Raw genomic sequence first — 18177 nt, forward strand, 5'->3', positions numbered from 1 at the left:
ACCGGGATGGACGCACCGCTGGTGCACCAGTTGTTCCGCCAGGAGCATAGCTGGGTAGCTACGTGCGGACGGGATAAGCGCTGAAAGCATCTAAGCGTGAAGCCCCCCTCAAGATGAGATTTCCCAATTAGTAAGACCCCTTGAAGACCACGAGGTTGATAGGCCTGAGGTGGAAGTGCAGCAATGTATGGAGCTGACAGGTACTAATCGGTCGAGGGCTTATCCAAATTTCTAATGCAAATTTAAGTTTCGTATCCAGTTTTCAGGTGATCAATCATCTGAATATGAATATTCCCTGATAGCTCAGTTGGTAGAGCACTCGACTGTTAATCGAGTTGTCACAGGTTCGAGTCCTGTTCGGGGAGCCATATGGAGAGGTGTCCGAGTTGGCCGAAGGAGCACGATTGGAAATCGTGTAGGCGTCACAAGCGTCTCGAGGGTTCGAATCCCTCTCTCTCCGCCATAATTTTTCTTTAATAAGTAAGGCCCGTTGGTCAAGGGGTTAAGACACCTCCCTTTCACGGAGGTAACAGGGGTTCGAATCCCCTACGGGTCACCATTTAACTTTTCACTTGATTTAACACTAAGGTTTCTGGTACAATTAAATTTGTCTTTCCCTGGAGGCTTAGCTCAGCTGGGAGAGCATCTGCCTTACAAGCAGAGGGTCGGGGGTTCGATCCCCTCAGCCTCCACCATAATTTACTTTGACAAGTAAATAATCATTTTAACTGACGCGGGGTGGAGCAGCCCGGTAGCTCGTCGGGCTCATAACCCGAAGGCCGCAGGTTCAAATCCTGCCCCCGCAATTATCCCTTTGAGGGATGAAGATTTACTAGTGTGGAGCCGTGGTGTAGAGGCCTAACATGCCTGCCTGTCACGCAGGAGACCGCGGGTTCGAATCCCGTCGGCTCCGCCATTTATTTACACGAAGGAAACTGTCACTGTAACCATTGCTGAGTATAGCACCGGGGTAGGTAGAAGGTTCCGAAACTTTTAATACGGCTCGGTAGCTCAGTCGGTAGAGCAGAGGACTGAAAATCCTCGTGTCGGCGGTTCGATTCCGTCCCGAGCCACCATTGATTTATTGAATAGGTAACATGCCGTTGTAGCTCAATTGGTAGAGCAACTGACTTGTAATCAGTAGGTTGGGGGTTCAAGTCCTCTCGACGGCACCATACTTGGAGGCTTAGTGAAGTGGCTAAACACGGCAGACTGTAAATCTGCTCTCTACGAGTTCGGTGGTTCGAATCCATCAGCCTCCACCACTTTTTATAGGGGCATAGTTTAAAGGTAGAACAAAGGTCTCCAAAACCTTTGGTGTGGGTTCAATTCCTGCTGCCCCTGCCAATTTTTAATAACTTAATACTTTTTATGGCGGTCGTGGCGAAGGGGTTAACGCACCGGATTGTGGCTCCGGCATTCGTGGGTTCAAGTCCCATCGATCGCCCCATTTTTAACTAAAAAATAATCGTTGGGGATTAGCCAAGCGGTAAGGCAACGGACTTTGACTCCGTCATCCATAGGTTCGAATCCTATATCCCCAGCCATTTTAAGCGGACGTGGCTCAGCGGTAGAGCATCGCCTTGCCAAGGCGAGGGTCGCGGGTTCGATTCCCGTCGTCCGCTCCATTCTATTATAAGGCGCCATAGCCAAGTGGTAAGGCACAGCTCTGCAAAAGCTCTACCCCCAGTTCGAATCTGGGTGGCGCCTCCATTTTCTTTTTAGCGGGAGTGGCGGAATCGGCAGACGCACAGGACTTAAAATCCTGCGGTAGGTGACTATCGTACCAGTTCAAGTCTGGTCTTCCGCACTTTTGATTTATGTCCCCTTAGCTCAGCTGGATAGAGCGTTTGACTACGAATCAAAAGGTCAGGAGTTCGAATCTCTTAGGGGACGCCATTATAACTCGCTTAAAGAAAATAAATATGAATATGCCGGTGTGGCGGAATTGGCAGACGCGCGCGACTCAAAATCGTGAGGGAAACCGTGGGGGTTCGAGTCCCTTCACCGGCATTACATTTAAATCTAAAGTTCATCAGATATTATCTGATGAACTTTTTTTATTTTGAAGAGAGAGCTCTCCGTGCCTGCAACAGCAAAAAACAGCCCTTCCTTTACCAGAGAGGAGCAATAAAAAGATGGAAATTTTATGTGTTGCTGTTAGACTTACATTTGAGTGAAGTAGAACGAGGGTGAAGGTGAAGACTATGAATCGGGAAATTCATACACTTCAAGTTGGAGACACAACACTGGAATACACGGTAATTGGCAAAGGAATCCCCATATTGCTTCTTCATGGAGGGCACTCGGGGTGCCAGGAGGTATTCGGCTATGAACGGTTGTTAGAGTCGGGATTCTCTATTATTACTCCCTCTCGTGCAGGATATGGCCGTACTACGCCAGTGATGGAGTTGATCCAAGCATGCAGCTTGTATAAAGAGCTCTTGGATCATTTATCCATTGATCATGTTCATGTCATGGCGATCTCAGCTGGCGGACCTAGCGGTATTTTATTTTGCTCCTTATTTCCTGCCAGGGTCACTAGTTTTACGTTGCAGTGTGCGGTTACAAAACCATGGCTTGCACCGGCGGATCAAGCATATCGAGTTGCAATGCGTATTTTTAACCCGAATAGGGAAAAAGGAACTTGGAGGATGCTGGCGGTATTCAGCAACCTGTTCCCGAAATTAATGTTCAGATTGATGGCATCTTCTTTCTCAAATTTGCCTTATTCAGAAGTAAAACAACGAATAGACAATAAGGCGATTGAAGAGTTTCGCAAAATGAATAACCGGCAACGCTCTCATTCAGGTTTTCTCATTGACTTGGAGCACACGCAGCATGATTATTCCAAAGAAATGGCCCATATTCAAGCGCCGACGTTAATCATGCACAGTAAAAATGATCGTTCAGTACCTTTAAGCCATGCAGAATATGCAAAGGCATATATTCCCCAAGCAGAACAATGTATTCTTGACTCCTGGGGACATCTCATATGGATTGGAAAGCATGCGGTTGAGTATGACGATGCATTAGTGTTGTTCTTAAAACGGCAAGAGCAATGAGATCTTTCTACTGCATAAATAGTATTCATTTGCGAGGGTTCCGAAATGGAGGGTTACTGTCTTGAGAAGTGAACAAGAAATGATGAAACTCCTTATGGATTTTGCTGTTAAGGATGATCGAATTCGATTGGTAACTTTGGAAGGATCACGCACAAACAAAAACATTCTCCCTGATCGATTTCAAGACTATGACCTCTCTTATTTCGTTACAGATATTGATTCTTTCAAAGGAAATGATGAGTGGCTTCGAGTTTTCGGTAAGATGCTCATGATGCAAAAGCCTGAAGATATGGATCTGTTTCCGCCAGAATTGGGGAATTGGTTTTCCTATATAATGATTTTTGAGGATGGAAACAAAGTAGACCTGACATTAATTCCCATTAACGAGTTGGAAGATTATTTTGCCAATAGCGATGGTTTAGTTGAAGTGTTGCTCGACAAGGACCTGCTGCTCAAGAATGAAGTTTTCGCCAACGATCATAAATATTGGATTAAAAAGCCTATTGCAAGAGAATTTGACGATTGTTGTAATGAGTTCTGGATGGGTTCGACCTATGTAGTAAAAGGATTAGCGAGAAAAGAGATCCTGTTTGCGATTGATCATCTCAATGAGATTGCTAGACCTAATTTGCTGAGGATGATGGCCTGGAACATCGGGTCGGAGCAAGGGTACAATTTTAGTGTGGGGAAGAACTATAAGTTTATTAATCGTTATCTTTCCAATGAACATTGGGAAAAGCTCCTATCCACCTATTCGGAGAATGGGTATCCGGAAATGTGGCAGTCGTTATTAATTTGTTATGACTTATTTAGAACATACTCGAAAGCTGTATCAGAAAGACTTGAATATAACTATCCCGACTATGATGAGGTTATCACTAAGTATACTGAAAGTATTTACGCATCATTGAGGTAAACTACAAGGAGGTTGATTGCCATGAAACAAAATAGCTATGACGATCCAGGCTTCTTCACGAAATACAGCCAAATGCCCCGTTCAACAGGAGGGTTGGATGCTGCCGGGGAGTGGTCCGTTTTTCGGGCAATGCTTCCGGAACTCAAGGACAAAAAGGTGCTTGATCTCGGTTGCGGTTATGGATGGCACAGCAGATATGTACGGGAGCATGATGCCAGTTACGTTGTAGGCGTGGATCTCTCTGAGAAAATGCTGGAGCGTGCCAGAAGCATGACCCGCGATGAGAAGATCAAATATCAGCGGAGCGCCATTGAAGATATCGATTATGCCGAGGGGGAGTTTGACCTGGTGATCAGTTCCCTCGCACTCCATTATGTTGGAGATTTTGAGAGCATTTGCCGCAAGGTTTATCACTGTCTCGCATCCGGCGGTACCTTTGTGTATTCGGTAGAGCACCCGGTGTATACCGCGCTTCCGGAACAAGACTGGGTTTACAGCGAGATGGGAGAGAAATTGCATTGGCCGGTCGATCGTTATCATGAAGAAGGGCCGCGAAATGCAAGATTTCTTGATCATGATGTCGTCAAGTATCACCGAAGCATTGCGACGCAGGTGAATGCGCTCATTACATCGGGATTTCGAATTCGGGAGATGTCCGAACTTAAGCCGGAAGATTACCAGATCGAGCAGGATCCGGAATGGAAGGATGCAAGCCGAAGACCCATCTTTTTGTTGATTGCCGCAGATAAATAAGGAAGGACCCAATACCATAGTCATACACAATGAAGTTTTCAATACTATATATAGTAGTATTTTGCCTTCGGCAGTGTCTATAATCACTGTAAGTTGATTTTTAATGGGGTATACTTTCTGGACAAGCGGGGTAACACACCCAAACTCGCCCTTAGTCGAATACCTAATTTAAAATCAATAACGAAGGATGAATTAAATGATAGTTATTAAGCGAGACGGCTCAGAGGTAGCATTCAATCAACAGAAAATCATCGATGCGATTTGCGCGGCCATGAATAGTACGAAGAAAAAGGGCGACTCCGAATTGGCACAAAAGATAGCCGACAAGGTGACGCGGAAAATCTCCAAGCTGGAGAAAGTGGATATCGAACATATTCAGGATGAAGTTCAATCCGCGCTGATGAATAGCAGAAGGAAAGACGCTGCCGAGGCCTACATTGGCTATCGCGAAATTAGAACATTGAAGCGGCGTGAACGCAGCAGTCTGGATAAGAAGGTACTTGGACTCCTGGAGCTCACGAATGAAGAGGTACTGAAAGAGAACTCCAATAAGGATGGGGCGACCATTCCGACGCAGCGAGATTTGCTGGCAGGCATCATGGCGAAGGATTTCGCCCAAACCTACATGATCCCCAAACGGGTTGTCGGAGCCCACAACAGCGGGGACCTTCATTTTCATGATCAGGATTACAGCCCTTATTTCCCGATTTATAACTGCATGCTGATTGACCTGAAGGGAATGCTGGAGAACGGCTTCAAGCTCGGCAATGCTCAGATCGAAACACCAAAGTCTATTACAACCGCTACAGCGATTACGGCACAGATTATCGCACAAGTGGCGAGTCACATCTATGGCGGCAATACGATTAATGAAATAGACAGAATTTTGGCCCCCTATGTGTTTGAATCTTTTAAAAAGCACTATCGCAAAGGCCTGGAATGGCTGTATATGCTGGAAAAAGACGAAATCGAAGATATAGATATTTCCTGGGAAAATAAAAAATTACATAAGAAGTACCCGCGTTGTTTTGAGTATGCTAAAAGTTTGACCGAGAAAGAAACCTATGATGCGTTTCAATCTCTTGAATATGAAATCAATACGCTGGTGAGCGCCAACGGACAAACCCCCTTCAGCACATTCGGCTTCGGACGTGGATTGTCTTGGGCGGAGCGGCAAATCCAGATCGCTATTTTGCAAAACCGGATCCGCGGGCTTGGGAGAGACGGGAAAACCGCCATTTTCCCTAAGCTGATCTTTGGCCTGGAAGAGGGCGTCAACTTAAAGCCGGGGGATCCAAACTACGACATCAAGCAACTGGCTTTAAAATGCAGTACATTACGAATGTATCCCGACATCATTTCCGTACCGAAGGTCAAAGAAATTACCGGCTCCTTCAAATTTCCGATGGGCTGCCGCTCTTTTTTGGGCAGATATGAGGAGAACGGAGAGGAACTCCATGACGGCCGGTTTAACATGGGGGTAGTCACCGCCAATTTGCCGCGGATCGCTGTCAAAGCGAACGGCTCGGAAGCCGCTTTTTACCGCCTTCTGGATGAGCTTCTTGAAGTGTGCAAGGAAGGACTGATGTATCGTATTGAGCGCTTAAAAGGCGTCAAAGCGAAGGTGGCCCCGATCTTGTATATGGAGGGCGCCGCGGGCAGCCGCCTTCAACCGGAGGATACCATCGATCATCTGCTTAAGAACGGAAGAGCCAGCATTTCGCTAGGCTATATCGGCATCCATGAAACGATGATGGCTTTGTACGGAACCTGTCTTTTTGACGATCAGGAATTACGAAATAAAGGGCTGCAGATCGTGCAGTACTTAAGCCAAAAAGCCGAGCAATGGAAAGAGGAGACCGGTTACGGCTTCAGTTTGTATTCCACACCGGCGGAATCCCTGTGCTACCGCTTCTGCAGACTGGATGAGGAGAAGTTCGGCCGTGTTGAAGGAGTGACGGATAAAGGTTATTATACGAACTCCTTCCATCTCGACGTGAACAAGAAAGTGACTCCATTTGAAAAGATACAATTCGAGAAGGATTACCCTCAATACGCAAGCGGCGGATTTATTACGTACTGCGAATTCGATTCGATGGTCAACAATCCGGAGGCGCTGGAAGCGGTATGGGATTACGCTTATGAACGGGTGCCCTATTTTGGAACGAATACGCCGACCGATCGATGCCTGGAGTGCGGGTTTGAAGGTGAGTTTGAAGCGACAAATACTGGCTTTGAATGTCCGAACTGCGGCAATGCCAATCCGAAAACCTCTTCCGTCATCCGGCGCTGCTGCGGGTATTTGTCGGAGCCGAGCCAACGGCCGTTTAATGCGGGCAAGCAAAAAGAAGTGCTCTCCCGCGTGAAGCATATGTGAGCCTAATGAATATCGCGGATTATAAAAGATTTGACGTCATCAATGGAAGAGGACTCCGGCATTCGATATTTACATCAGGCTGTACGCATCATTGCAAGGGCTGCTTTAACGCGGCTACATGGAACTTCAATTACGGGAAGCCATATACGGAAGAACTGGAAGAACAGATCATTGGCGATTTGAATATGCCGGATGTTCAGATTACCGGCTTGTCCATATTAGGTGGAGAACCGTTTCAGAATGTTGATGGACTGCTGCGGCTTGCTTCCAGGGTTCGCAACGAATGCAGCGGCAAGGATATCTGGGTCTGGTCCGGTTATACGTTCGAAGAGATTATCGCGGACGATAACAAACGGAAGCTGCTATCTTGTTGCGACGTGCTTATCGACGGAAAGTTCATCCTGGAACAGCGTAATCTGAAGTTAAAGTGGAGGGGCTCCAACAATCAACGCGTGATCGACGTGAAAGAAAGCTTGCGAACAAAGCAGGCTGTACTAATGCCCCTATAATCAGAAATATACACAGCCCTCGTCTTGAAGTTCAAGGCGGGGGCTGTTAGGTTTTAGGATTCCGTCGTCGCGACTAGCGTCATTTCCATCATTCCCTTGCTGGTCGGATCCACGGCTCGGGATTTTTCTGGAATGCGGGATATCGAACTATTTAAACTGATATAAACTGTATTTTGGGTGCGAAAAGTTCAGTATCATATCTAAATGTTCACTATGAACATTTGGGTGGTTTCGTTATGATAGAGGGGAGATAAATTAAAGAGTCAAAGTACAAGAAAAGGGAGCAGCGCGATGGACATCACCAAGCTTGCGGAGCTTGTAAGGAACATGACGCCTGCCGGTCCGGAATTGTATTATCCGGGAGGGGACGGAGCGACGTTCTGGAACATGGTACGAAGCAGCGGGGATTACGCGGCGGATGTTGCCGAGATCACGTCGGAGGGGAGGCGACTGCTTGCCGCTCCGGCCGAGGAATTGACCTATTCGTTGTTTTCGCTGTTTTACAAGCAGGGCTCAAGACTTGAATACGAGTCGGTATATTTCGAAAAAAGAAGGCGGCTGGGGACATTTGCGATTCTCTCGCTGCTGGAGCCGGAGTGTGAACGTTACGAGGCAGCCTTGCTAGATGCGGTCTGGTCGATTTGCGGCGAAGTGACCTGGTGCTTACCGGCTCATCTCAGCAACGATGAGTCGCCCCGGAAGGCCATCGATTTATTTGCGGCGGAGACCGGCTTTACGCTGGCGGAGCTTCGCCTGCTGCTCGGCGAACGGCTGCCGCCGATGCTCCGCGCGGTGATCGGAGAGATGGTGGATGAGCGGCTGTTCCAGCCTTTTCTGGAGAACGGCCCTTATAGCTGGGAAGAGGCGGAGCATAATTGGTCGGCGGTTTGCGCCGGTTCGATCGGCTCAGCAGCGCTTTTATTGCTTCATGAAGAGCGTGACAATGAACGGCTGGCCCGGATTCTGGAGAAGACGCAGCGCAGTATGGGCTTTTATTTACGGGGCTTCGGCGATGACGGCGCCTGTCTGGAAGGCTTAAGCTACTGGAATTACGGCTTTGGTTATTTCGTATATTACTCCGATTTGCTGTCGAAGCGCAGCGGGGGCAAGCTGGACTGGTTCAGCGAGGAGAAAGTCCGCCGAATCGCGGGTTTCCAACAAAAGTGCTTCCTTGGCGGCAACGCGGTCGTCAATTTTTCGGATGCGTTGCCGCATGCGAGTGTCCAGCTTGGATTGTCGAGGTATCTTGCAGCCAAGTATGAGGAGGTCCAATCTCCGCCGGTATCGCTGCGCGCCGATTTCCGTGAGGATCATTGCAGCCGCTGGGCCCCGGCACTCCGCAATCTGCTTTGGCGCGGCCTTGCGGAAGATTGCGCCGATTGGGGCCCCGGCGATTTCTGGCTTGAAGATGCCGGCTGGCTGATCTCCCGTGCGGACACGGAAGCAGGAACTTTTGGCTTCGCCGCCAAAGGCGGGCACAATGACGAGCCGCACAACCATAACGATCTGGGCCAGTTTATTTTGGCCGGCGGGGGCGACTTTTTTCTGTCCGATCTCGGATGCGGAGAATATACGAAGGATTATTTTCGGGAAGCCAGGTATGTTTATGACTGCAACGGTTCGCAGGGACATTCCGTTCCGATCATCGATGGTGTGCTCCAGTCCGAAGGCCGCGGTAAAGCTGCAACGATTCTGGAGCAGTTGATCAGCGATGCTGAAATCAGGCTGGCGGTGGAGCTATCAGCAGCTTATATCTGCGAAGGGCTGGAGTCGTTCACGAGATCTTGGGTTTGGCGCAAGACGGCGTTACCTCAATTGGAAATGCAGGATGTTTATCGGTTTGCCAGTGCCCCGCAGCGCTTGACGGAACGCTTCATTTCGCTGATCAAGCCTGTGGAATCGGAGACAGCGGGGGTATTACTCCTTGCCTTCGGCTCCATGGGTCTGGAGCTGCATTATGATTTCGAACGCCTGCGGACTGAGGTGAACGAGATCACCTTCCGCAATCATTTCGGGGAAGACACCGTTTACTATGCGTTGGACTTCCATCTGAAGAAGCCTGAGGCGAATACGGAATTGGAGATATTGTTCAAATTCAAATTTACAAATATCAATATAAGTTGAATAAAGTTCATCATATTTTGCGAAGCGGAGGAACTGATGCAAATGGCAAAGAAGTTGGCATGGGTGAACGAGGCTTGGAATCAATCCCTGAACAAGACGCTGCGGAATACGGCGAGAATCGGCTCGAACTTTCCGCACGCAAGTAAGGGCGGAGTCTATGATCTGGCCGAACCCGAATGGTGGACCGCCGGATTCTGGCCGGGCCTGCTATGGCTGCTGTATAACGGGAGCGGCAAGGAGGAGCTCAAGCTCATTGCCGAGGAATGCGAGGCTAAGCTGGACCGCGTTCTGGACGCTTATGTCCGGCTGGATCATGATCTCGGCTTCATGTGGACGCTGACCAGCGTAGCGAACTACACATTGACCGGCAATGAGGAATCCCGGGTCAGAGCGCTCAAGGCGGCCAATTACCTTGCCGCCCGCTTTAATCTGAAGGGCCGCTATATTCGGGCCTGGAATCCATGGTCGGAAGGAGAGCGGAACGAAGGCGTGGCCATCATCGATTGCTGCATGAATATGCCGCTCTTGTTCTGGGCCTCCAGGGTTAGCGGAGATCCGCGCTTTGCCCATATTGCAGAGGCGCATCTGGATACGGTCGTACAGCATTTTATCCGCAAGGATGGCTCCGTCTACCATATCATTAATTTCGATCCGGTGACGGGCGACAAGGTGGAAGGGCTGGGAGGACAAGGGTATGCTCCGGAATCGGCCTGGTCCCGCGGCGCAGCCTGGGCCATTTACGGACTGACCCTTGCCTATCAACATACTGGCAAGCACGACTACCTGACCGCCGCGATGAGAGCGGCCCATTTCTTCCTCAGTCGTTTGCCGGAAGATCACGTGCCCGCTTGGGATTTCCGCGCGCCGGAGGAGCTTCGGCAGCTGCGCGACACGTCGGCCGCTTCCTGCGCGGCAAGCGGCCTCATTTTGCTGGCGCAGATGCTTGACGGCCAAGAGGATGCAGGAGTCTATTTTGCCGCAGGGGAGCGCATCCTCAAATCGCTGTACGAAAATTACGGCGATTGGGAGAATCCGGCGGAGGAAGGTCTTCTGCTTCATGGGACCAGCCATTATCCGCAGGGATCTAATGTGGATGTACCCCTCATTTACGGCGACTACTATTTTGTCGAAGGACTTGCCCGCCTGAAAGGCTGCGGACCGTTTTACTGGGAATAAGCAAGGGAATGCTAGGCGACTAGATGAAGGAGAGGACGTGGCTCCATGGAAGGCATTTTGAAATCGATCGAACATAATCCGCTGGACAGTAAGCAGGATCTCCAAGATGCGCTTCGACAGCTCGTAAGACCGCTTAAACCACTGTATGCTGCAGGAGGAAGCCGGCTCCCGATCAAAGGGAGCAGTGCCGGATACGGAGAAGAGATTGCCGGTATGGAGGGGTTCTCCCGCATTCTTTGGGGGATCGTCCCGCATTTGGCGGGAGGCGGCACGGACGAATTGTGGGAGGACTGCTTGCGGGGAATCATCAGCGGAACCGATCCGGAACATAAAGATTATTGGGGAGACGTAGGAGATTACGATCAACGTCTGGTGGAGATGGCTGTTCTCGGCATGGCGCTTAGTATGATTCCGGAGCGGATCTGGGAGCCGCTTGAGGAGCGGCAGCGCCGCAATTTGTATAACTGGCTGAACACGATCAATTCCCACCCTTGCCATGATTGTAACTGGCTTTTCTTTCATGTCATGGTCAATATGGGCTTTTACAAGACGGGCCAACGGTACGACAAGGTTCAAATGGAGAAAAACCTGCAGCGCATTGAGCAGTTTTATCTTGGCTGCGGATGGTATAGCGATGGGGAGGGAGGACATAGCGACTACTATGTGCCATTTGCGATCCATTACTATGGCTTGGTCTACTCCAAGCTTATGGAGAAGGAAGATCCGGAACGCTGCCTGCGATTTAAGGAACGAGCAAAACAATTTGCCGGAGATTTCATTCAATGGTTTTCGTCCGACGGGGCCGCTCTCGCCTACGGGCGCAGCATGACGTACCGTTTCGCCCAGTCCGCCTTCTGGAGCGCATTTGCCTACGCGGAGGCCTGGACCGATACCTTCACTCCGGGCGTGGTGAAGGGACTTATCCTGCGTAATTTGCGCTGGTGGTTCAAGCAGCCGATCTTTGACGCCGGCGGCGTTCTGACGGTCGGCTATGCTTATCCCAATCTGGTGATGGGGGAGAACTATAATTCGCCGGGCTCTCCATACTGGGCATTGAAGACGTTTCTGGTGCTTGCCCTGGAGGATTCGGAGCGTTTTTGGTGCGAGCCGGAGCAGGAATTGCCCTCATTACCTGCTTTGTCCGTCCAAGAAGAACCTCACCTGGTGCTGTGCCGCCAGAAAAGCACCGGACATGTCACCGCCTTTAATGCCGGTCATTTGTCGTCGAATGAGCATACCCACACCTCGGCCAAATATGAGAAGTTTGCTTACTCTTCGGCGTTCGGCTTCAGCGTGCCGAGAGCGGAATGGGGGCTCGGCCAAGCAGCCATGGACTCGATGCTCGGGCTCAGTGAACGTGACAATTTGTACCGCGTCCGCCGCAAGAATGAGGAAACCTGGATTCGCGGCCATGTCTTGTACGCAAGGTGGCTGCCTTGGTCCAATGTAGAGGTTGAGACCTGGATCGTCGCGGGCTTGCCGTGGCATGTTCGGATTCACCGGATCACGACCGGTCGCAGCCTGGATGCCGCCGAAGGCGGGTTTGCGCTGGGCTTGCAGGAAGAGCAGGGCGTGAAGGTGAACGGGCAGGATGTACGAGCGGTCAACGCTACGGGCCATTCGGGAATTCACTGCCTTCTAGGTTATGACGAAGGTCTGATTGTATATCCGAATGCGAATACCAACCTGCTGCATCCGCGCACAGTTCTCCCGACGTTAGTGGCCGCGCTGGAGCCGGGAACCCATATACTCGCGGCGGCCGTATACGGTCAGCCGGGGAGCGGTGAGGGACCGGAGCTTGAGGAAGCGCTGCAAGGGCTGGGAGTAACCGTGGAGCCTGGCACGGTGGTAATCAAACTGGAAGATGGAGAAGCTCTGCGAATTGGGTAAATAGTCCGAAGGCTGAAACGTGACAGATCTGGATTTCTCTTCAATAATGCAAAACAACAAACGTCCCCGATCCCGCCGGAATTGATCCGGCAGGTGTCGGGGACTTTTTGCGTTTAATCATAAAGCAAAAAAGGAGGCATGAAAATGATGGTACAAATCTCAAGAATGGATGGAAATTTCGCTGTCCGGATCGCAATTTTTCACGATCGCTTTAAGACGAGGCATTTCCCATCGATGGCATTTGTATTCCAGCATCTGGGGGACGCCGTTGCTTGGAGCTTCTCCGACATAAGCAGCGCGGCGGTTTAGATAGCGCGCCAGCGCAGTTTGGATCTCGGCGCATTCCCGGCTTTCAATCTGGACCAGGACGTTTAGTTTTAAGCCAAACAGCGGTATTTTCACCGATTCATAAGCGAGAATATAGGCGGTTACCGAATATACGGCTTGTTCAAAGCCAAAGTGAAACCCGGCGGCTAGCAGGATGAAGCAGTTCAGCATCATCAACATTCCCTCCGGCGACAGACTCTTTCGTTTAAGGGAACGAAACCTTTCGGCGGCCTTCTCAGCCGTATCGAGGGCGCCTCCAAAACGCAAAGCTAGGCCTAGACCGAGCCCCAGCGAAAGACCGCCGATCAAAGCGGCAAGGAGCGGATCGCCCATGAGCGCCGGATATGGATGCAGCAGTATCGTACCTATTGAGAATACAAGCAGTCCGCACACCGTAAATATTGCAAAGGAAGCATCGATATTTTTGCGTGCCAACACAAGTAACGGCAGGTTCAGCAGGAACAAGAACAGGCCAAGCCTCATTTCCGTCGTTAGGGCAAACAGCGCGGATAAGCCGGTCACCCCGCCTACCACGATGCCATGCGGCATAAGAAACAGTTCCAATCCAGCAGCGGCAAGCAAGGCTCCGGCGATGATGCCGGCCAGTCTGAGTAAAAAGGGATATATCCGCCATGGATATCGGCGGTCGTGCATTGGAGATTCGGCCGTGAGTTTGTTTTTCAAGCTCACTCCCCCTTTCCAAGGGTAACGAAATTTGTGGAAGCCGAATTCTTCGATCTCTTTGACGTACTTCGTTTCGGCAAATCAACAGAATCAGGAGAAGAGCGCCGATCGCTTCGGCGACGGGAATGGCACAGTGCGGTTAAACATGAGAAACGCGGATATGGTTTATAAGAGGACTCCAAGCGCTAAGTTGACTCCGATAAATGCGGACGGGCCGATTCGGATAAGAAAAACGAAGTTTTAATAGAGATTAGCCTGGCGACCGCAATGAGGGCGACCGCCAGACCAAGTATGATATAAATTCAATCAAACACTGCCATTGAGCAGAATATGTCTGATTTGTTGTTGATGCAGGCGTTCTCCGATTACGACAACCGTAGCGTTAGCCGTAAGCATCAAATCCGCACCCGGATTGACGTGCTTCTTCTGGTTATTCTCGATCACAGCGATGATGGTCGCACCGGACCGCTGGCGAATTCTCAGTTCACCTATAGTTTTGCCGATAGCTTTAAAATTCGATTCAAGACGATACGATTCGATAATAAGACCGCCTAGCGCAACTTCAATATTTTCAAGGGCGGTTGGTTGGTAGGTTACGCCTCCGACAATCGCCGACACGTATCTTGCTTCGTCATCATCCAACACAATCTTACGAGTACGGTCATCAGGATTTTCTTCATCATAATGATACATTTCCCGTCGGCCGTCATCATGAATGATGATTGCCAATTTTTCACCGCTGCGCGTTTGGACAACAAATTTTTTACCTATGCCCGGCAAATCCGTTTCTTTGAGATTCATTAGCTTCAAGCCTCCAGAGTTCATAGTAACCATTCCCGATAGGGTTTGGATAATAATGCCGGAAATTCACCGGCCCAGGCCTAATAAGACTGCGTAGGCAGCCAATATCAAGCCACGAACATACTCGTAAATTTGATCGGCATGAGTACAATACGTTTCTTAAACAGGTAAAAGAACGGGCGAAGAAAAACCCGCGGAATGACAAGCGTTAGTAGTGCCAATACAGAGGCTGCCAGAAATGAAGATGGAGCTCTGTCAATAAATAGCTTGCCCTGATGCGAAGAATTAAGACGAAGAGTTACCTTGTAGGAACGATTGCTCTGCTCTGTATCAAATGCATCCTTTCCCATATTCTCGGATACCCCGGGAGTCAAAGAAAGAACGGGAAGGGACAAAAACATGAAGCAGGTCAGAAACGCAATAACCAGTACTGTGGCTACCTTTGGGATCCGCTTCCTCATGTTTATCCCTCCCTTTGAATTATAGTTACTTACTTCAAAGGATAGCATACAATGCCTTTTATCTCAAAGAATTTAAGACTTTATAGAGGTAGCTCAAAAAGTCATCTTTTGATCACGAAGCACTTCAAGCAGCATATTCGACATCGAATCTTGAATTCAGGCGGCCTTCCGGTGCTCACGTAGGTTTTGCCTACGCTCCGCTCCTCAGTCCCTCCTTCATCCAACCTTCTCGGTGCTGAAAAGTCGACTTTTTGAACACATATTGAAAGAGGTAGTTAAAAAGTCATCTTTTGATCACGAAGTGTCTCAGGCTGCATATCCGGCATCGAATCTTGAATTCAGAAGGGCCTTCCGGTGCTCACGTAGGCTTTGCCTACGCTCCGCTCCTCAGTCCCTCCTTCATCCAACCTCTCGGTGCTGAACAGGCTTTAAAAGTAGCGAATCAAAATATAAACACTTGCTATCGCAACGGATAGCAGCATTAGCGGAAAACCGTATTTTAAGAATTTCATAAAGCTAATCGGTTCTCCCTCCTTGGCGGACATGCCGGCAGCGATCAGGTTGGCGCTCGCTCCAATCAGCGAGCCGTTGCCGCCGAGGCAGGCGCCTAGTGCCAAGCTCCACCAAAGCGGCTCGAGATTGTTGATCCCCATGCTTCCCATGTCCTGAATCATCGGAATCATCGTGGCCACAAACGGTATGTTATCCAGAAAAGCGGAGGCTATGGCGCTCAGCCACAAAATGAGCATCGAAGTAAACAGCGGGTCTCCCCCGGTTAAATCGATAGCCCGCTCCGCCAGCTGCTTGATGGTTCCGGTTTCGATCAGTCCGCCTACAAGCACGAACAGTCCCACGAAGAAAAAGATCGTCGGCCATTCGACGGTGCGGAAAGCTCTTTCCATCACATGTTCGCCTGTAAGCAACAGAAGGAGAAAGGCTCCGGCCAAGGCTACGGTTGCGGATTCCAAGTGGAAAGTTTGATGCAGGAAAAATCCAACCAGGGTGAGCCCAAGAATCGTCAGGCATTTCACCAAAAGCTTCCGGTCCGAAATCAGCCCATTCAGGCTCATTTTCATCATGCCCTCGCGAAGTGCGTTTGAGGTTTTCAAGCCTTTCCGGAAAATCAGAATGAAGAGCGGCAATGTCACCGCTAAAATCAGAATGGCAACCGGAGCCAGATTTTGCAGGAACGCCATGAAGGTCAGTTCTTTTACGGCACTGCCGATCATAATGTTTGGCGGATCCCCGATCAACGTAGCTGTACCTCCGATATTGGAGGCGATAACCAATGCGAAAACGTAAGGAAAAGGTTTTACTTTCAACTGGCGAGTAATGCTGAATGCCACAGGCACCATTAAAATAATGGTCGTGACATTATCGAGAAAGGCTGAGCCTACCGCCGTAATGAGGGCGAGAAGCCACAAGATCGTAAGCGGATTACCTTTGGCCTTCTTGGCCGTCCAAATCCCTATATAGTTGAAGAGACCCGTTTCCGCCGTCGTATTGACGATAATCATCATCCCGATCAGCAATCCGAGCGTATTGAAATCAATGTGGTGGATGGCCGATTCCTGGTCAATGATACCCAGCACGATCATCAGTACGGCTCCGACCATGGCCAGTAGTGTCCGATGAATCTTCTCTGAAATAATAAGTGCATAAGTTAGCAAAAAGATGGCAATTGCCCAAATAGCTTGATGTTCCATATTACTCCTCCTCGGTTGGGTAAACAGCAATTCGGACTACTGTATAGATTGCCATGAAGGGGCGGAATTATGCCTTATAAGCCTGAAAATAGGCAAAAAGAGCCCACAACATGGCAGGCTCCTCCGATAACTGTCGTTTTCTATTGTTTTTAGTGCATTTATCATTATATTATGGGCTATTTGAAAAGTAAAGACTGAAAACCGGGGGGCGTCAGAATCGCCTGTCTATCCTGAGGCGGAACCTTACCTCGACTTTGGTCTAGGTTCAAAAACCGTCCCCGGTCCGTTTTGAAGAAACCCATTCAGGCCTAAAATAGAGTCATAAGGTTGAACAAATGAGAGGCGGTGATAAACAATGAGAACAAATCGGCCCAATGGTTTTGCGATAATACTTATTGCCCTTGGCGTTCTGATTCTGCTGGGCAAATTGACTCCGTTCCTGGGTAGCCTGTTCGGCTTGGTACTCGCGGTAGCGATGATCGCTCTTGGCTACTATGGAATAAAGCGCGGAAATGCGTTTTTCGGGTGGATCGTTCTGTTCCTGGGGATTATATCCTTGATCTCCAAGCTGGCTTGGCTGATCGTTCCGGTGCTCGGAATCGGATTGATCGTATACGGGATTTCCTCCCTCAAAGGCAAGCGGGGTTACTAATCATATATACGAATACATTTGATAGAAGAATAGCCGAAAGGTTAGGAGGGACAAAAGAGCATGAGTGTATTTCGCCGAGTACGGGATATTACAGTAGCAAACTTGAATGAACGCCTGGAACAATCACAGGATCCGGTACGCTTGATCGACCAATTCCTGATCGAGACCCGCCAGGAAATTGCGGAAGCCGAGAAGCTTCATCATCAATACGCCGGTCACACCAAACAACTGAAACAGCAGGTGGATCAGGCGACGACTATGCGGAACAAGCGTGAGGAACAGGCGCTGCTTGCCCTGAAGGCAGGTGAAGAACATCTAGCCAAGCTTGCGCTGCAGGAGAAGATGTTATACGACGAAAAAATCGAGCAGTATACCGATCTTTACACGCAGAGTTTGGAGTCGCTTCAGGAACTTGAACATCAGCTTCATGAGCTGAAGACCGAATATCAGGTGGTCTACAGCAAACGGCAGTACTATTACGCCAGAATGGAAACTCTTCGTTTGCAGCAGCGGATGAACCAGCGGATGAACGGATACGGGACACAAGACGTTCCGAAAATGTTCAATCGTCTGGAGGACCGGGTATCCGATATGGAATGGGAGGCCCGGAGCTTACGCGATTTGCGCAAAGCAGGTCAGGACTTCGTAAACCAGGCCGGATCCGCGATCCAATCGACTCTGGAACAGGAGCTCTCCCGTTTGAAGCAGAAGCTGAATAACAAAGGAGAGGAGTAAT

At 49.6% G+C, this 18177-nt stretch carries 14 protein-coding genes, 17 tRNA genes and 1 rRNA gene; 28 read left to right on the forward strand and 4 right to left on the reverse strand.

The annotated features are described in order from the left end of the window. From KJS57_RS18065 to KJS57_RS18190, 26 genes are all read left to right on the forward strand, one after another. Positions 1–227 (forward strand): 23S ribosomal RNA (locus KJS57_RS18065); the annotation flags it as partial. 65 nt (positions 228–292) lie between these two features. Then, a tRNA-Asn gene (locus KJS57_RS18070) sits at positions 293–368 on the forward strand. 3 nt (positions 369–371) lie between these two features. Beyond that, positions 372–463: transfer RNA gene (locus tag KJS57_RS18075), tRNA-Ser, on the forward strand. Between the two features lie 21 nt (positions 464–484). Further along, positions 485–559 (forward strand) — tRNA-Glu (locus KJS57_RS18080). A 60-nt stretch (positions 560–619) separates the two neighbouring features. Then, positions 620–695 (forward strand) — tRNA-Val (locus tag KJS57_RS18085). A 37-nt stretch (positions 696–732) separates the two neighbouring features. Continuing rightward, positions 733–806, forward strand: a tRNA-Met gene (locus KJS57_RS18090). A 33-nt stretch (positions 807–839) separates the two neighbouring features. Beyond that, positions 840–916: transfer RNA gene (locus KJS57_RS18095), tRNA-Asp, on the forward strand. A gap of 84 nt (positions 917–1000) precedes the next feature. Further along, positions 1001–1076 (forward strand) — tRNA-Phe (locus tag KJS57_RS18100). A 23-nt stretch (positions 1077–1099) separates the two neighbouring features. Next, positions 1100–1175: transfer RNA gene (locus KJS57_RS18105), tRNA-Thr, on the forward strand. A 5-nt stretch (positions 1176–1180) separates the two neighbouring features. Further along, positions 1181–1265: transfer RNA gene (locus KJS57_RS18110), tRNA-Tyr, on the forward strand. Positions 1266–1273: 8 nt separating this feature from the next. Next, positions 1274–1347 (forward strand) — tRNA-Trp (locus KJS57_RS18115). A gap of 27 nt (positions 1348–1374) precedes the next feature. Further along, positions 1375–1450, forward strand: a tRNA-His gene (locus KJS57_RS18120). Between the two features lie 22 nt (positions 1451–1472). Continuing rightward, positions 1473–1547 (forward strand) — tRNA-Gln (locus KJS57_RS18125). Between the two features lie 6 nt (positions 1548–1553). Next, positions 1554–1628 (forward strand) — tRNA-Gly (locus tag KJS57_RS18130). Between the two features lie 11 nt (positions 1629–1639). After that, positions 1640–1713: transfer RNA gene (locus tag KJS57_RS18135), tRNA-Cys, on the forward strand. Between the two features lie 11 nt (positions 1714–1724). Continuing rightward, a tRNA-Leu gene (locus KJS57_RS18140) sits at positions 1725–1810 on the forward strand. A gap of 12 nt (positions 1811–1822) precedes the next feature. Next, positions 1823–1899, forward strand: a tRNA-Arg gene (locus KJS57_RS18145). 34 nt (positions 1900–1933) lie between these two features. Continuing rightward, positions 1934–2013 (forward strand) — tRNA-Leu (locus KJS57_RS18150). A gap of 194 nt (positions 2014–2207) precedes the next feature. Further along, the gene (locus KJS57_RS18155) at positions 2208–3065 is read left to right on the forward strand and encodes an alpha/beta fold hydrolase (RefSeq protein WP_213655875.1); all 858 of its coding nucleotides are present in this window, start codon (positions 2208–2210) and stop codon (positions 3063–3065) included. Between the two features lie 61 nt (positions 3066–3126). Beyond that, a complete protein-coding gene (ant(6), locus tag KJS57_RS18160) occupies positions 3127–3981 on the forward strand; it encodes an aminoglycoside 6-adenylyltransferase (protein ID WP_213655876.1) in 855 nt (284 codons plus the stop codon). 21 nt (positions 3982–4002) lie between these two features. After that, on the forward strand, positions 4003–4734 hold the full coding sequence (locus KJS57_RS18165) for a class I SAM-dependent methyltransferase (RefSeq protein WP_213655877.1): 732 nt from the start codon (positions 4003–4005) through the stop codon (positions 4732–4734). A 196-nt stretch (positions 4735–4930) separates the two neighbouring features. Then, entirely contained in the window at positions 4931–7111 is a 2181-nt protein-coding gene (nrdD, locus tag KJS57_RS18170) for an anaerobic ribonucleoside-triphosphate reductase (RefSeq protein ID WP_213655878.1), read from the forward strand. Between the two features lie 5 nt (positions 7112–7116). Beyond that, entirely contained in the window at positions 7117–7620 is a 504-nt protein-coding gene (nrdG, locus tag KJS57_RS18175) for an anaerobic ribonucleoside-triphosphate reductase activating protein (protein ID WP_213655879.1), read from the forward strand. A gap of 291 nt (positions 7621–7911) precedes the next feature. Next, positions 7912–9744 (forward strand): heparinase II/III family protein, encoded by a 1833-nt coding sequence (locus tag KJS57_RS18180; RefSeq protein WP_213655880.1) that lies wholly within the window; start codon positions 7912–7914, stop codon positions 9742–9744. A gap of 36 nt (positions 9745–9780) precedes the next feature. After that, a complete protein-coding gene (locus tag KJS57_RS18185; protein WP_373316839.1) occupies positions 9781–10920 on the forward strand; it encodes a glycoside hydrolase family 88 protein in 1140 nt (379 codons plus the stop codon). 45 nt (positions 10921–10965) lie between these two features. Further along, a complete protein-coding gene (locus KJS57_RS18190; protein ID WP_213655882.1) occupies positions 10966–12810 on the forward strand; it encodes a DUF2264 domain-containing protein in 1845 nt (614 codons plus the stop codon). Between the two features lie 159 nt (positions 12811–12969). Here KJS57_RS18190 and KJS57_RS18195 read toward each other — a convergent pair whose 3' ends face one another. The 4 genes from KJS57_RS18195 to KJS57_RS18210 all read right to left on the reverse strand — a co-directional run bounded on the left by KJS57_RS18195 (position 12970) and on the right by KJS57_RS18210 (position 16789). Next, positions 12970–13821, reverse strand: a complete 852-nt coding sequence (locus tag KJS57_RS18195; RefSeq protein WP_213655883.1) for a YitT family protein — start codon at positions 13819–13821, stop codon at positions 12970–12972. 306 nt (positions 13822–14127) lie between these two features. Further along, a complete protein-coding gene (locus KJS57_RS18200) occupies positions 14128–14622 on the reverse strand; it encodes a cation:proton antiporter regulatory subunit (RefSeq protein ID WP_211025663.1) in 495 nt (164 codons plus the stop codon). A gap of 107 nt (positions 14623–14729) precedes the next feature. Further along, entirely contained in the window at positions 14730–15083 is a 354-nt protein-coding gene (locus tag KJS57_RS18205; protein WP_213655884.1) for a hypothetical protein, read from the reverse strand. 428 nt (positions 15084–15511) lie between these two features. Beyond that, on the reverse strand, positions 15512–16789 hold the full coding sequence (locus KJS57_RS18210; protein ID WP_213655885.1) for an ArsB/NhaD family transporter: 1278 nt from the start codon (positions 16787–16789) through the stop codon (positions 15512–15514). Positions 16790–17144: 355 nt separating this feature from the next. Between KJS57_RS18210 and KJS57_RS18215 the strand changes: the two genes are divergently transcribed. Both KJS57_RS18215 and KJS57_RS18220 read left to right on the forward strand, forming a co-directional pair. After that, entirely contained in the window at positions 17145–17441 is a 297-nt protein-coding gene (locus tag KJS57_RS18215; protein ID WP_213655886.1) for a hypothetical protein, read from the forward strand. A 60-nt stretch (positions 17442–17501) separates the two neighbouring features. Then, on the forward strand, positions 17502–18176 hold the full coding sequence (locus KJS57_RS18220; RefSeq protein WP_211025672.1) for a PspA/IM30 family protein: 675 nt from the start codon (positions 17502–17504) through the stop codon (positions 18174–18176). The last annotated feature ends 1 nt before the right edge of the window (position 18177 follow it).

The organism is Paenibacillus vini (assembly GCF_018403325.1).
GTDB classification, from domain to species: Bacteria; Bacillota; Bacilli; order Paenibacillales; family Paenibacillaceae; genus Fontibacillus; species Fontibacillus vini.